General features: G+C 69.4%; 16 protein-coding genes. 12 read left to right on the plus strand and 4 right to left on the minus strand.

All coding sequences use genetic code 11. The features are described 5' to 3' along the window. Positions 1-51 precede the first annotated feature (51 nt). A complete protein-coding gene (locus tag K0O62_RS27995; protein ID WP_234800308.1) occupies positions 52-543 on the minus strand; it encodes a hypothetical protein in 492 nt (163 codons plus the stop codon). Positions 544-665: 122 nt separating this feature from the next. Here K0O62_RS27995 and K0O62_RS28000 point away from each other — a divergent pair, with 122 nt between their 5' ends. The 5 genes from K0O62_RS28000 to K0O62_RS28020 are packed head-to-tail and all read left to right on the plus strand — an operon-like array spanning position 666 to position 4,909. Next, entirely contained in the window at positions 666-2,510 is a 1,845-nt protein-coding gene (locus K0O62_RS28000) for a hypothetical protein (protein ID WP_073859551.1), read from the plus strand. A gap of 28 nt (positions 2,511-2,538) precedes the next feature. Continuing rightward, entirely contained in the window at positions 2,539-2,700 is a 162-nt protein-coding gene (locus K0O62_RS28005) for a hypothetical protein (protein ID WP_097934070.1), read from the plus strand. Then, the gene (locus tag K0O62_RS28010) at positions 2,697-3,065 is read left to right on the plus strand and encodes a putative periplasmic lipoprotein (RefSeq protein WP_073859550.1); all 369 of its coding nucleotides are present in this window, start codon (positions 2,697-2,699) and stop codon (positions 3,063-3,065) included. Before K0O62_RS28005 ends, K0O62_RS28010 begins: the two co-directional genes overlap by 4 nt. Then, complete coding sequence (locus K0O62_RS28015) at positions 3,062-4,339, plus strand: hypothetical protein (RefSeq protein ID WP_073859549.1); 1,278 nt, start codon at positions 3,062-3,064, stop codon at positions 4,337-4,339. The genes K0O62_RS28010 and K0O62_RS28015 overlap by 4 nt, the downstream gene beginning before the upstream one ends. An 18-nt stretch (positions 4,340-4,357) precedes the next feature. After that, positions 4,358-4,909, plus strand: a complete 552-nt coding sequence (locus K0O62_RS28020; RefSeq protein ID WP_073859548.1) for an isochorismatase family protein — start codon at positions 4,358-4,360, stop codon at positions 4,907-4,909. Here the strand turns inward: K0O62_RS28020 and K0O62_RS28025 are convergent. Continuing rightward, a complete protein-coding gene (locus tag K0O62_RS28025; protein ID WP_083603739.1) occupies positions 4,899-5,696 on the minus strand; it encodes an enoyl-CoA hydratase/isomerase family protein in 798 nt (265 codons plus the stop codon). The two genes, K0O62_RS28020 and K0O62_RS28025, sit on opposite strands and share 11 nt — an antisense overlap. Before the next feature lie 59 nt (positions 5,697-5,755). On the opposite strand from K0O62_RS28025, the gene K0O62_RS28030 reads away from it, so the two are divergent. The 3 genes from K0O62_RS28030 (at position 5,756) to K0O62_RS28040 (ending at position 7,840) form a co-directional block, all read left to right on the plus strand. After that, positions 5,756-6,217, plus strand: coding sequence for a MarR family winged helix-turn-helix transcriptional regulator (locus K0O62_RS28030; RefSeq protein WP_073859547.1), 462 nt, complete (start codon positions 5,756-5,758; stop codon positions 6,215-6,217). After that, the gene (locus K0O62_RS28035; protein WP_073859546.1) at positions 6,214-7,035 is read left to right on the plus strand and encodes an ATP-binding cassette domain-containing protein; all 822 of its coding nucleotides are present in this window, start codon (positions 6,214-6,216) and stop codon (positions 7,033-7,035) included. The genes K0O62_RS28030 and K0O62_RS28035 overlap by 4 nt, the downstream gene beginning before the upstream one ends. Before the next feature lie 64 nt (positions 7,036-7,099). Next, positions 7,100-7,840 carry an ABC transporter permease gene (locus K0O62_RS28040; RefSeq protein WP_234800310.1) on the plus strand — a complete coding sequence of 247 codons (741 nt, stop codon included), beginning with the start codon at positions 7,100-7,102 and terminating at the stop codon, positions 7,838-7,840. Between the two features lie 17 nt (positions 7,841-7,857). Here the strand turns inward: K0O62_RS28040 and K0O62_RS28045 are convergent, their stop codons facing one another. Continuing rightward, positions 7,858-9,096 carry a maltokinase N-terminal cap-like domain-containing protein gene (locus K0O62_RS28045; protein WP_073859571.1) on the minus strand — a complete coding sequence of 413 codons (1,239 nt, stop codon included), beginning with the start codon at positions 9,094-9,096 and terminating at the stop codon, positions 7,858-7,860. A 68-nt stretch (positions 9,097-9,164) separates the two neighbouring features. Here K0O62_RS28045 and K0O62_RS28050 point away from each other — a divergent pair, with 68 nt between their 5' ends. Together K0O62_RS28050 and K0O62_RS28055 are read left to right on the plus strand one after the other, a co-directional pair. After that, positions 9,165-9,968: a HugZ family pyridoxamine 5'-phosphate oxidase gene (locus K0O62_RS28050; RefSeq protein WP_073859544.1), complete on the plus strand. Its 804-nt coding sequence runs from the start codon at positions 9,165-9,167 to the stop codon at positions 9,966-9,968. Positions 9,969-10,002: 34 nt separating this feature from the next. Continuing rightward, positions 10,003-10,569 carry an orotate phosphoribosyltransferase gene (locus tag K0O62_RS28055; protein ID WP_073859543.1) on the plus strand — a complete coding sequence of 189 codons (567 nt, stop codon included), beginning with the start codon at positions 10,003-10,005 and terminating at the stop codon, positions 10,567-10,569. 8 nt (positions 10,570-10,577) lie between these two features. Here the strand turns inward: K0O62_RS28055 and K0O62_RS28060 are convergent, their stop codons facing one another. Then, positions 10,578-11,684, minus strand: a complete 1,107-nt coding sequence (locus K0O62_RS28060; protein ID WP_073859542.1) for an ABC transporter substrate-binding protein — start codon at positions 11,682-11,684, stop codon at positions 10,578-10,580. Between the two features lie 89 nt (positions 11,685-11,773). On the opposite strand from K0O62_RS28060, the gene K0O62_RS28065 reads away from it, so the two are divergent. Together K0O62_RS28065 and K0O62_RS28070 are read left to right on the plus strand one after the other, a co-directional pair. Continuing rightward, positions 11,774-12,184 (plus strand): TIGR03668 family PPOX class F420-dependent oxidoreductase, encoded by a 411-nt coding sequence (locus K0O62_RS28065; RefSeq protein ID WP_073859541.1) that lies wholly within the window; start codon positions 11,774-11,776, stop codon positions 12,182-12,184. A 59-nt stretch (positions 12,185-12,243) separates the two neighbouring features. Then, positions 12,244-12,561 carry a hypothetical protein gene (locus K0O62_RS28070; protein ID WP_073859540.1) on the plus strand — a complete coding sequence of 106 codons (318 nt, stop codon included), beginning with the start codon at positions 12,244-12,246 and terminating at the stop codon, positions 12,559-12,561. Positions 12,562-12,576: the final 15 nt, after the last annotated feature.

The raw sequence follows: 12,576 nt of genomic DNA on the forward strand, positions 1-12,576 counted from the left end.
CTGCGGCGCAAGCATGCTGGACATGTGTCCAGACTATAGTTTGACGCGCTATCAGGCGCAATGCGTCCCCGGCCCCGGCCGACCCGGCACGACGAACGCGAAAGGCCTCCGGTAGCCCAGTCCGGTCAGCCGCGCACCGCGCACCGCCTCGACATCCACCGACCGGATTGCTCCCGATGTCGGCTCGTAACAACGTAATTCGCGCTCGCCGGCGCCGACACCGACGAACAACACCCAGTGCCGCGGGATGACGCCGCCGACCAGCATCGGCACCGGCAACCCCGATCGCAGCGCGACCATGACGTCGCTCAGTGGCTCGGTGCGGCCGCCGAGCAGGCCTCGGCACAGCCGCCAGCGGTAACCGACGAGGCTGTGCTCGTTGATCACGCCGGCCAGCCCGGCCGGCGTCATCCCCAGCCGGCGCGGCCACACCATGTTGGCGGACCGATGCACCCGCAGTTGTTCGGCGTCGAACCAGCTCGCCGCACCGGCCTCGCGCAGAGCGGTGCCGTAGTCCGGACGCAGCATCGCGGCGGCCAGCACCGCGACGGAGGGTCCGCAGCTGATCCCGTCGCGTTGCCGCAGGTGTAGACCTGGTTTGAGATTTCCGATTCTGGCAATATTACCGGCGAGTAAGAACCGCGCACAGCTCACTGGGGGTGGCAATGGCGGGCGGATCGTTCTTATCGGCGGGATCGTTGCTGGCCGAGGCCGGCAGCGAAGGTGGTGGAGCGGACCTCGATCAGATCATCGGGGTCTCGGTGGCGACCGGGATCGTCACCGCCGCGTTGTTGTGGATCGGCGTCCTGCATCGAACCCGGCGGATCACCTGGCTGGACACCCTGGCCACCAAGGTGGGTGTCCTGATGAAACGCCCGCCCTGGGTGGCACTGCCGACCCTGTTGTTCACCTCGACGATCATCTGCGCGATGTTCGGCTTCATCTGGGACGTCAGCCTGCACATCGGCAAGGGCCGCGACTCCGGACCGCTGGCCAACCCGGCCCACTACTTCATCCTCGTGGGCCTGTTCCTGCTGTTCATCGCCGGATCGCTGGCCATCATCCTGCCGTACGACAAGCCGGGCCCGGCCGCACTGCGGATCACCCGGACCTGGTACGCACCCGTCGGCGGCGTCCTGATGGCCGCGTGCGGGCTGTACGCCCTGATCGGCTTCCCACTCGACGATGTCTGGCACCGCCTCTTCGGCCAGGACGTGACGCTTTGGGGGCCGACGCATCTGATGCTGATCGGCGGTGCCGGCCTGTCCCTGATCGCGGTGCTGCTCCTCGAACACGAGGGCCGCATGGCGATGGGGCCCGGCGCCGAGGTCGCACCCCGGAAGATCCTGCGGTACTTCGCGTTCGGTGGTCTGCTCATCGGCCTGTCGGTGTTCCCCGTCGAATACGACTTCGGCGTCGAACAATTCCGGCTGGTGCTGCACCCGATGCTGGTCGCGGCCGCCGCGAGCCTGGCCCTGGTCGCGGCCCGGATCACGCTCGGCAAGGGAGCGGCACTGGCCGCGGTGGCCTTCGCCCTGCTGATCCGGGGGCTCGTCGCCATTGCGGTCGGCCCGGTGCTCGGCGCTCCCTACAGCTGGTTCGCGCTGTACCTGGGACCGGCTTTGGTGGTGGAACTTCTCGCGCTGACACCGCTTTTCAAACGGCCGGTGCTGTTCGGGGCGGTCGCCGGGGCGGGTATCGCGACGGTCGGGCTGTGGCTGGAGTCCTTCTGGGTCGACGCGGTGTTCATGTACCCGTGGCCGACCAGCATGTGGGGCGAGGCGCTGATCATGTCCGTCCCGGTCGCCGTCACCATGGGCATGTGCGGTGGCCTGCTGGCCACCGTGCTCACCGGCCGGCCCCTACCGCACCGTGCGGTGAGCGCCGGTCTGGTCGCGGCCACGGTGCTGACCGTCGGCGCCGCGATGGGCAACGGGCTGACCATCTCGGTGCCGGAGAACGCCGCCGCGCAGATCACCCTCGACGAGCTGCCCAGCCCGCAGGGCGAGCGACTGGTCAGTGCCGACATCCGGGTCACCCCGGCGGATCTGATCGGTGACGATCCCGAGTGGGTGTCCATGCTGTCCTGGCAGGGCGGCCTGGACAACGAGCGCGGACTGATCGTCGATCACCTGGAACGCGTGGGCCCCGGGCACTACCGCACCACCCGCCCCATCCCGGTGTGGGGCACCTGGAAGACGCTGATCCGGATCCAGGACGGCCGCACCATGGCCGCGGTCCCGGTGTTCCTGCCCGCCGATCCCGGCATCGGCGCCGTCGAGCTTCCCGCCGAGGAATCGATGACGCGCGATGTCACCGCGGAAATCACTGTGCTGCAACGGGAACGAAATCTGGACGTGCCGAGCTGGCTGTTCACTGCCGCCTCCCTGGTGGTGCTGGCATGCTCGCTGATCCTGATCGCGGCCTTGAGTTGGGGCGCGGGACGGATCAACGACCGGGAGATGCGCACCCGCGCCGACACCGTCGCCAGAGAGCCCGCGCAGCTCTGAGCCGATGACACCCCCACCCAGCCACCCGATGACCCTCCTCGCCGATCATTCACTGCTGCTGGCGCTGCCGGCCTTCGCACCGGCGGTGGTGGTGGCCGGGGTCGTCGCGTGGCTGGCGATCCGCGACCGGCGCAACCCCGACCCGGACAGCCCCCAGAGCCAGGACCGCGAGAGCAAGGACACCGATTGAGAACCCTGTTCGTCATCGCGGCGGCCGCCCTGCTGAGCGCCGGGTGCACCGAGACCGAGAACCCCGCGCCGCCACCGCCGGATCAGCAGACGCCGGCGCAACGGGTGGTCATCGACGTCACCATCGAGGACGGCCGGGTCACCCCCACCAACCAGCAGGTGCAGGCCGCCGTGAACCAGCCGATCGTCATCCGGGTATCCAGCGACGCGACTGACGAACTGCACGTGCACGCGACTCCGGAACACACCTTCGCGGTGAAGGCCGAACCACTGCAATCGTTTCAGTTCCAGGTCGAGGTGCCCGGCCGGGTCGATGTCGAACTGCACGATCTGCACCGAGTCGTGGCCACCATCGCGGTGCAGTGACCACCGTCCTCGCGCACGGACTCGGTGGCTCGGCCGATCTGCCCATCCCGTTCACCTACGCTGTGGTCGGCGCGGCGTGGACGCTCACCCTCACCTTCGCGGTGGTGGCATTCGCCTGGCGCACCCCGCGTTTCGACGCAGACACCCCGGGCCGCCCACTGCCGGACTGGATGGGCACGGTCATCGATGCGCCGGTCACCCGGTGGCTGGTGGCCGGCCTGGGCTTGGCGTTCACCGGTTGGGTGGCCGTGGCGGCCGCCGTCGGTCCACAGGATGGCCGCAACGCCCTGCCCGGTGTCTTCTACGTGCTGCTGTGGGTCGGGCTGGTGGCGCTGTCGCTGTTCTTCGGGCCGGTGTGGCGCGCGATCTCCCCGGTACGCACCGTTGTGCGGTTGCTGCCGATCACCCGCGGACGGTACCCGCGCCGGCTGGGTTACTGGCCCGCCGCGGCCGGCCTGTTCACCTTCGTCTGGCTGGAACTGGCCAGTCCCGACCCGGGATCGCTTACCGCGGTGAAGATCTGGCTGTCGATCTACCTGGCTGTCACGCTGGCCGGCGCCGTGCTGTGCGGAACGCGCTGGTGTGCGCACGCCGACCCGTTCGAGGTGTACAGCATGATCGCGTCGCGGTGCTCGCCGTGGCGGCGCAATCCCGACGGCCGCATCGCGATCGGTAACCCGTTCAACCACCTGCTCTCGCTTCCGGTACGCCCGGGGACGGTCACCGTGCTGGCAGTACTGCTCGGCTCCACCGCCTTCGACAGCTTCTCCGCGATGCCGGCGTGGCGCACCTTCGTCGACACCCATACCGCGGGTCCCTGGGGCGCCACCGCGCTCAAGACCGCGGGCCTGCTGTTGTTCGTGGCCACGGTGGCGCTCACCTTCTCACTGGCCGCCGTGGCCACCGGTGGCGTGGACCGCGCCGGGCGCCGTTCCCTGCCCGGGCTGATGGCGCACTCACTCATCCCGATCGTCATCGGTTACGTCTTCGCGCACTACCTCACCTATCTGGTCGAGAAGGGCCAGCAGACCGTCCACGCGCTGCTGGGATCGCCTGACGCGCAGGTGTATTACCTGTTGTCGTCACATCCGACGGTGCTGGCCTCGGCCAAGGTGGGCTTCGTGTTGCTCGGGCACGTCGCGGCGGTGGTGGCCGCGCACGACCGGGCGCTGCGGGTGCTACCCCGGGGCCACCAGATGACCGGTCAGCTGGCGATGATGCTGGTGATGGTCGGATACACGTTCACCGGGCTGTATCTGCTGTTCGGTGGTTGAGGGGACTACGGTTGAGATATGCGTGCGCTGATCGTGGTTGATGTGCAGAAGGACTTCTGCGAGGGCGGGTCCCTCGCGGTCGCCGGGGGTGCCGCCGTCGCGCGCGGCATCAGCGAGCTGCTGACCGAACACGATTACGACCACGTGGTCGCCACCATGGACTTCCACATCGACCCGGGCGAGCACTTCTCGGATACCCCGGACTACCGGGTGTCCTGGCCCCGGCACTGTGTGGTCGGCACCCCGGGGGTGGATTTCCACGAGGACTTCGACCCTGCCGCGGTGCAGTCCGTCTTCACCAAGGGCGAATTCTCCGCCGCCTACAGCGGTTTCGAGGGCACCGACGCCGACGGCACGACGCTGACCGACTGGCTGGCCCGGCGCGGTGTCCACAGCGTGGACGTCGTCGGCATCGCCACCGACTACTGCGTGCGGGCGACGGCGGTGGATGCGGTGGCGGCGGGTCTGCGCACCCGGGTGCTGCTTCCGCTGTGCGCCGGGGTGGCCGCGGAGTCCACCGCCGAGGCGCTGGCGGTGCTGCGGGCCCGCGGCGTCGAGATCACCGAGTAGGGTCCACCGGCCGGCCGGTCCAGCGCGGCGGGCGACCGGCCAGCTGCGCCCGCACCCCCTCGGCCGCGTCATCGTGCGCCATCAGATGCAGGTGGATCGCGGTCTCCCGGGCGCCGACCTCGTCACGGCCGAGGTCGAAGGAGTCCCACAGCAGCCGCTTACTGGCGGCCACCGACATCGGCGCGGTGTTGCCGGCGATGTCGCGCGCCACCGCCAGCGCCGCGGGCAGCACCTCCTCGGCGGGCAGCACTCGGCTGCCGAGGCCCATCTGCACGGCGCGGTGACCGTCGAACATCGCTCCGGTCAACAGGATCTCGGCCGCGGTCGCGATGCCGACCAGCCGCGGGAGCACCCAGTGCGAGTAGGCGTCGCCGACCACTCCGCGGCGCACCTGCACGATGCCGTACTTGGCGTCGGCGGCGAAGAACCGGATGTCGCACTGCAGCGCCAAGGTCAGCCCGAGCCCGATCGCGTGCCCGTTCACCGCGGCGATCACCGGTTTGTTCAGCGTCCACGCCGGCACCGGGAAGCCCGCGGCGCTGAACCCGTCGCCGGGTGCGGTGAAGGTCTGCTCACCGGCACCCAGGTCGGCGCCGGCGCAGAACGCGGGCGGTGCGCCGGTCAGCACGATGGCACGGACGGCGTCGTCGGTGTCGTACCGGGTCAGGGCATCGGCGAGTTCGTGGCGCATGCCGTCGCCGACGGCGTTGCGCTGTGCGGGCCGGTTCAGCGTGATGACGGCGACCCCGCCCTCGACGGTGGACAGCAGCGTTCGGTACCCGGGCACGTGGTCATCATCTCCCGGGTCATCATCCACCCGCCATATATGTCTGTAACAGAGGTATCGTGTCCGGGGTGGACACCCGCACGGATCTGGCCGGCCAACTGTTCGGCGTGGTCGGCCGTTTCCGTCGGCAACTACGACGGTCCACCGGTGGCGGATTCGACCGCACCGGGCTGACCCAGTCGCAGACCGAACTATTGCGACTCGTCGGCCGCCGCCCCGACATCTCGGTCCGCGAGGCCGCCGCCGAACTCGGCCTGGCGGCCAACACCGCCTCCACCCTGGTGTCGCGGCTGACGGCCGAGAATCTGCTGATCCGCTCAGTGGACGGCGCCGATCGGCGGGTCGGCCGGCTGCGGCTCACCGCCGCCGCGCAAGTCGTCGCCGACCGGTCCCGGCTGGCCCGCCGAGCCGCGCTGGACGGGGCGCTGCGGGCCCTAGACGACACCCAGATCGAGGATCTGGCAAAGGGTTTGGCCGTCATCGGCGAGCTGACCCGGATACTGCAGGAGGACCAGCCATGACCCAGCCACCGGCCATCGACTGCCGGGGCCTGTTCCACCGCTACGGCAAGTTCACCGCGGTCTCCGGACTCGACCTGCAGGTCGCACCGGGCGAGACCGTGGGACTGCTGGGACCGAACGGCGCCGGCAAGACGACGGTGATCCGGGTGCTGACCACCCTGACACCGGCACAGCAGGGTGAGGTACGTATCTTCGGCCTCGACTCCCGCCGGCAGACCATGGATATCCGCCACAATATCGGTTATGTGCCGCAACAACTTTCCATCGAATCGGCACTGACGGGACGCCAGAACGTCGAGCTGTTCGCCCGGCTCTACGATGTGCCGCGCCGCGAGCGGGCGGACCGGGTGGCCGGCGCGCTGGACGCCATGCAGCTCTCCGAGGTCGCCGACAACCCCGCGAGCACCTATTCCGGCGGCATGGTGCGCCGCCTCGAGCTGGCCCAGGCCCTGGTGAACCGGCCCGCGCTGCTGCTGCTGGACGAACCCACCGTCGGGCTGGATCCCATTGCCCGCGACAGCGTCTGGGAACAGGTCGACCGGATGCAGGCCGAGTTCGGCATGGCGGTCCTGCTCACCACCCACTACATGGGCGAGGCCGACGCGCTGTGCGACCGCGTGCTGCTGATGCACCACGGTGAGCTGCAGGCCGACGGCACCCCGGCCGAACTGAAGGCGGGCCTGCACGACGAGGTCGGCCCGAACGCGACGCTGGAGGACGTCTTCCGGCACTACGCCGGCTCCGATCTCGACGCGGGCGCACCCGCCGGGCTCCGCGAGGTCCGCGCCGCACGAAGGACGGCCCGCCGTGTCAGCTGAACCCAGCATCACCTTGATCCGGGCGCCGCGGGGCTGGCGCCGGCTGCCCGGCCTCGGCACCCGGATGGGCGCCTTCGCGCGCGTCGAACTGCAGAAGCTGCGCCACGACCGCACCGAGTTGTTCACCCGGATGGTGCAACCCGCGCTGTGGCTGCTGATCTTCGGCCAGACCTTCAACAATCTGAAGGTCATCGACACCGGCGACGTGCCGTACCTGGCCTTCCTGGCGCCGGGCATCATCGCCCAGTCCGCACTGTTCATCTCGATCTTCTACGGCATCCAGATCATCTGGGACCGGGACGCCGGCATCCTTGCCAAACTCATGGTGACCCCGGCCCCGCCGACCGCGCTGATCACCGGGAAGGCCTTTGCCGCGGGCATCCGGTCGGTGGTGCAGGTGATCGGGGTGGTCGCGCTGGCCTACCTGATCGGCGTGCACATGACGCTCAACCCGCTGCGCATCCTGGGCGCGATGGCGGTGGTGGTGCTCGGCTCGGCGTTCTTCGCCTGCCTGTCGATGACGCTGGCCGGGCTGGTCCGCAATCGGGACCGGTTGATGGGTATCGGTCAGGCCATCACCATGCCGCTGTTCTTCGCCTCCAACGCCCTCTACCCGGTCGAGGTGATGCCGCAGTGGCTGCGCTGGCTGTCCGCGGTCAACCCGCTCAGTTACGAGGTGAACGCGTTGCGCGGCCTGCTGATCGGCACGCCGGGCAACATCTGGCTGGACGTCACCGTGCTGGCGGTGGCCGCCGTCGCCGGGGTGCTGACCGCGGCCGCGCTGCTGCGCAGGCTGGTGCGCTGACCCCCGGGCTCGGCGATCTATACCGCCAGCAGACGGTCGATGGCGCTCAGCGGAATGGGCAACCAGGACGGCCGGTAGCGGGCCTCGTATCCCGCTTCGTAGACGGCCTTGTCCAATTCGTAGGCGCGCAGCACAGCGGACGCCTGCCGCGGGTCGATGGCGCTGCCCGCGATGTAGCCGTCACAGAAGGCCGCGCTGTTGCGCTCCGCCCAGCCCCGGGCGGCGTCCCGGTCCTGCCCCGAGGTCTGCCGTTGATGGGCGGCGTAGTCGTAGGAGCGCAGCATCCCGGCCACGTCCCGCAGCGGGGAATCCGGCCGGCGCCGCTCCTGCAGGGGCTGTCCCGGCTCACCCTCGAAATCGATCACCAGCCAGCCGGCCGCGGTGTGCAGCACCTGCCCGAGGTGCAGGTCACCGTGGATGCGTTGCTCGGTCGACGGCTCGTCGGCCAGTGCCCGGTAGCGCTGTTCGATCTCGGTCAACCGGTCACGAAGATCGGGCACCTGCACCGCGACCGCCCGCAATCGGTCGATCATGGTCTGCGCCGGGAAGGGCTTGACCCGGGTGCCCAACCGCTCGGCGAGATCCCGGTGCACCGATGCCACGGCCTGCCCGAGCCGGTGCGATTCCGCGCCGAAGTCGTCACCGGCGGGCGCCGTCGCCAGCTGCCAGCCGTCGGTGGAGTCGCGCGCGAACGTACTCACCATCCCGAGCATGTATTGCTCTGAATCCCAGTCGATTTCGTATGATCCGAGCAGCGGGGTGATGTACGGGTTACCGGCCAGCGCGCGGGTCAGCTCGATATCGGGGTTGATACCCGGGATGAGCCGGCGGAACACCTTGAGGATGCTCTGCTCGCCGAACACCACGCTGGTGTTGGACTGCTCGGCGCTCATCACGCGCACCGGGGTACCGGGCCCCAGATCCGCTCCCGGTTCGCGGCAGAACCGCACCGCGTCGATCTGCTCGGAGGCGGCCACCAGCGCCAGCAGCCGCCCGGCGGCCTGCGGATCGACCATCGCGTCGTATCCGGTGCGTCCGCCGTCCGACCCGATACGCGCCGGCTCCGCCCCGCTGTCCCAGCGCACCAGCACCTGATAGGTCTCGGCCGCGCCGTCGGTGTAGTCGACCTGCAGCACCACCAGATCCAGATCGCGGTCCAGCGCCACCACCGTCGCCGGCCGGGCCGTCGCGATCTCCCGCCCCCGACCCGAATACCAGCGTTGTGAGGGCAGCCAGCGCTCGAACGGCAGGTTCATGCTCATGATCTTTACCCGTACCCGGCGCGACGGGGTGATACACCAGACGGGTTGGGTATGGTGCCGACGTGGCTGAATTGCGTGATCACGGCGACCCCGGCGACGCCCCCACCGTCCCACCGCCGCTGACGGCCGTGACGAACCCGCAGCGCCCGTCGGCCGCCGAGGAGGCGCGCACCATCGCCGCGTCCACCAACGCGGGCACGCTGGCCACCCTGACCGCCGACGGTGACCCCTGGGCCTCGTTCGTGACCTACGGCCTGCTCGACGGCGCGCCGGTGCTGTGCGTGTCGAACATGGCCGAGCACGGACGCAACCTGGCCGGTGATCAACGCGCCAGCATCGCCATCGTGGCGCCTGACGTGCCGGATGACCCGCTGGCGTCGGGCCGGGTCACCCTGGCCGGGACCGTGGTGCGGCCAGAAGGCGACATGCTGGAGGCGGCCCGGCAGGCGCATCTGGCGGCGGTGCCGGCCGCCAGGTACTACATCGACTACAGCGATTTCGCCCTCTGGGTGCTGCAGGTCCAGCGGGTCCGCTGGGTCGGCGGGTACGGGCGGATGGATTCGACGAGTGGTGCGGAATACACCGCCGCCGCGGCCGACCCCGTCTCGCCGCACGCCGCCGGGGCGGTCGCGCACCTCAACGCCGACCACGCCGACGCACTGACCGCGATGGCGCAGAAACTGGGCGGATTTCCCGACGCCACCGCCGCGACCTGCACCGCAGCCGACCGGTACGGGCTCGATCTGCGGGTGACCACCCCCCGCGGGGTGGCCTACACCCGGGCCGGGTATCCGCAGCCGATCAACAGCATCGATGAATTACGTTCGGCGGCAGTCGAGTTGACCCAAAGGGCACGGCAGGGCTGAGCCGCTGTCCCGCCGTGCAATACGATTTCGGACTATGCAGCGCCCGGAGACCTGGCAAGCGGCTTTCGAGCTGATCCAAACGCGCGGTTACGAACACCGCGCCGAGCCGTTCAGGCTCGTCAGTGGCCAGCTCAGCCATGATTACATCGACGGCAAGTACGCCATCGACAACGGCGAGCGGCTGTCCATCGTCAGCCGCGCGGTGGCCGACCTGGCGGCCCTCAACGGCATCGAGTTCGACGCGGTCGGCGGCCTGACCATGGGTGCCGATCCGCTGGCCCACGGGGTGTCGATGGTCACCGGCGCCGCCTGGTTCTCGGTGCGCAAGGAGCAGAAGTCCCGCGGCCGTGAGCAGTGGATCGAGGGCACCCGCATCGAGCCCGGCACCCGGGTGCTGCTGGTCGACGACGTGATCAGCACCGGAGGCTCCACCCTCAAGGCGTATGAACGGGTCACCGCGGCGGGTGCCGTGGTGACCGGGGTGATCCCGATGGTGGACCGCGGCGATGTCGCCGCCGAACTGTTCGGCGGCCTCGGCGTGCCGTTCGTGGCGCTGGTGACCTACAAGGATCTGGGCATCGAACCGGTCAAGGCCGTCTGACTTCCCGGTCAGCCGACCGCCGGGGGCCAGTTGGCCTCCAGGTACTTCGTCGCGGCCTCGTTCTGGTCCACCGAGACGAACGTCGCCGCCCCGTCCACCGGGGGCAGTCCGCCGTAGACGACCCGGTCGATGCTGCCCCTGGTGACCATCGAGTCGGCCCGCACCGGCCGGGCGCCACCACTGAGGTACAGGTTCTGCCCTTCGTCGCTGTACAGGAATTCCTGCCAGAGCCGGGCCGCGGCCGGGTGCGGGGCGTCGGCGTTGATCGCCTGGAAGTAGTACCCGGCGACCGCGGCATTGTGCGGGATGATGACCTTCCAGCCCGGGACCTTCTTGGACTGCTCCACATTCAGGTAGTCCCAGTCGATGACCACCGGGGTCTGGCCGGAGGCGATGGTGGCCGGAGTGGGGTTGACCGCCAGCAGGTTGCCCGCCGCGGCGAGTCGTGAGAAGAACTCCACCCCGGGGCCGATGTCATCGGGCGACCCGCCCTGGGCGATGGATGCCATCATCACCCCGGAGAAGGCCGAACCGGCCTGCCGCGGGTCACCGTTGAGTGCGATCGCGCCGGCGAACTCGGGCTTGAGCAGGTCGTCGACACCGGCGATGGTCGGCACCTTGGCCGAGTCGTAGCCGATCGACATGTATCCGCCGTAGTCGTTGACCCACAGTCCGTCCGGATGCTTGAAGGCGTCCGAGATCTCGGCGAAGTGCTCGACCTTGTAGGGGGCGAACATCTCGGTGTTGGCCAGCGCCACCGACTGTCCCAGGTCGAAGACGTCCGGCGCGGTGCTGCGGCCCTTCTGCTGCACCGCGGCGTCGATCTCCTCCTGACTGCTCGCTCCCGGCTGCGCCGAGTTGACCTTGATGGCGTACTTCTGGCTGAACCGCTCGATGATCTCGCCGTAGTTCGCCCAGTCCGGCGGCAGCGCGATGACGTTGAGTTCGCCCTCGGCCTGGGCCGCTTCGATCAGTCCCTCCATGCCACCGAAGTCGGCGGCCGAGGTCGCGGTGCGCGCATCGGCGTCGTCGGACTCCCGCTTCTCGGCGGGGGTGCAGGCCGCCAGGCCGGTGAGCAGGGCAGCGGTGGCCAGGCCCACCATCGATCGCTTCATGGCCGAAACCTTCCGATGGACAGGAGGCCAAGCGTTCTGGCCGGTCAGTGACATCGCAGTAAACGAACCGACGCTACTACCATCGGGTTGTGTCCGAAGGTGTCGACCCACTCGAACTGTTCGCCGGCGCCCCGGTCGCCGTGCTGGCCACATGCTCGATCGACGCGGTTCCGCACCTGGTGCCGGTCGTTTTTGCGGTCGAGGGGGACACCGTCTACACCGCCGTCGACGCGAAACGTAAATCCACTCAGAAGCTGCGCCGACTGGCCAATATCGGAGCGAATCCGCGGGTCAGCCTGCTGGTGGATCACTACAGCGAGGACTGGGACCGGCTGTGGTGGGTGCGCGCAGACGGGCTGGCCACCGTGCACCACGACGGTGAGCAGATGGCCATCGGGTACGGCGTGCTGCGGGCCAAGTACCCCCAGTACCAGCGCACCGCGCTGGACGGCCCGGTGGTGGCGATCGCAGTCGGGCACTGGGCGTCCTGGCGAGCATGACGGAATCAAACCGCCGACCAGCCGGTTCCACTTCCCAGATCGAGGAGAGAGGCACCACCATGAGCAGGCACGCATTCGCCGTGCGGACCGCGGGCGCGCTGGTGGCCGGCGTGATCGGACTCGCCGCCGGCCCCGTCGGGACGGCCGCCGCAAGCCCGGCCCCGGTGGGCAACGCCCAGCAGACCATCGACGAGCTTCGGGCCCAGGGCTACCGGGTGATCGTCAGCCGGCTCAGTAACCGACCGCTGACCGAGGCGAACGTGGTCGGCGTCCGCCACGGCCAGGACTACAGCCAGAACTGGATCATCGACGACGAGGACCGCGACTACGTGTACAACGCGCTGGCCGGGCGCACCGTCTACGTCGAGGTGAACTAGTCGAGGCGAACCGGT

Source organism: Mycolicibacterium diernhoferi (assembly GCF_019456655.1).
In the GTDB taxonomy this organism is placed as follows: domain Bacteria; phylum Actinomycetota; class Actinomycetes; order Mycobacteriales; family Mycobacteriaceae; genus Mycobacterium; species Mycobacterium diernhoferi.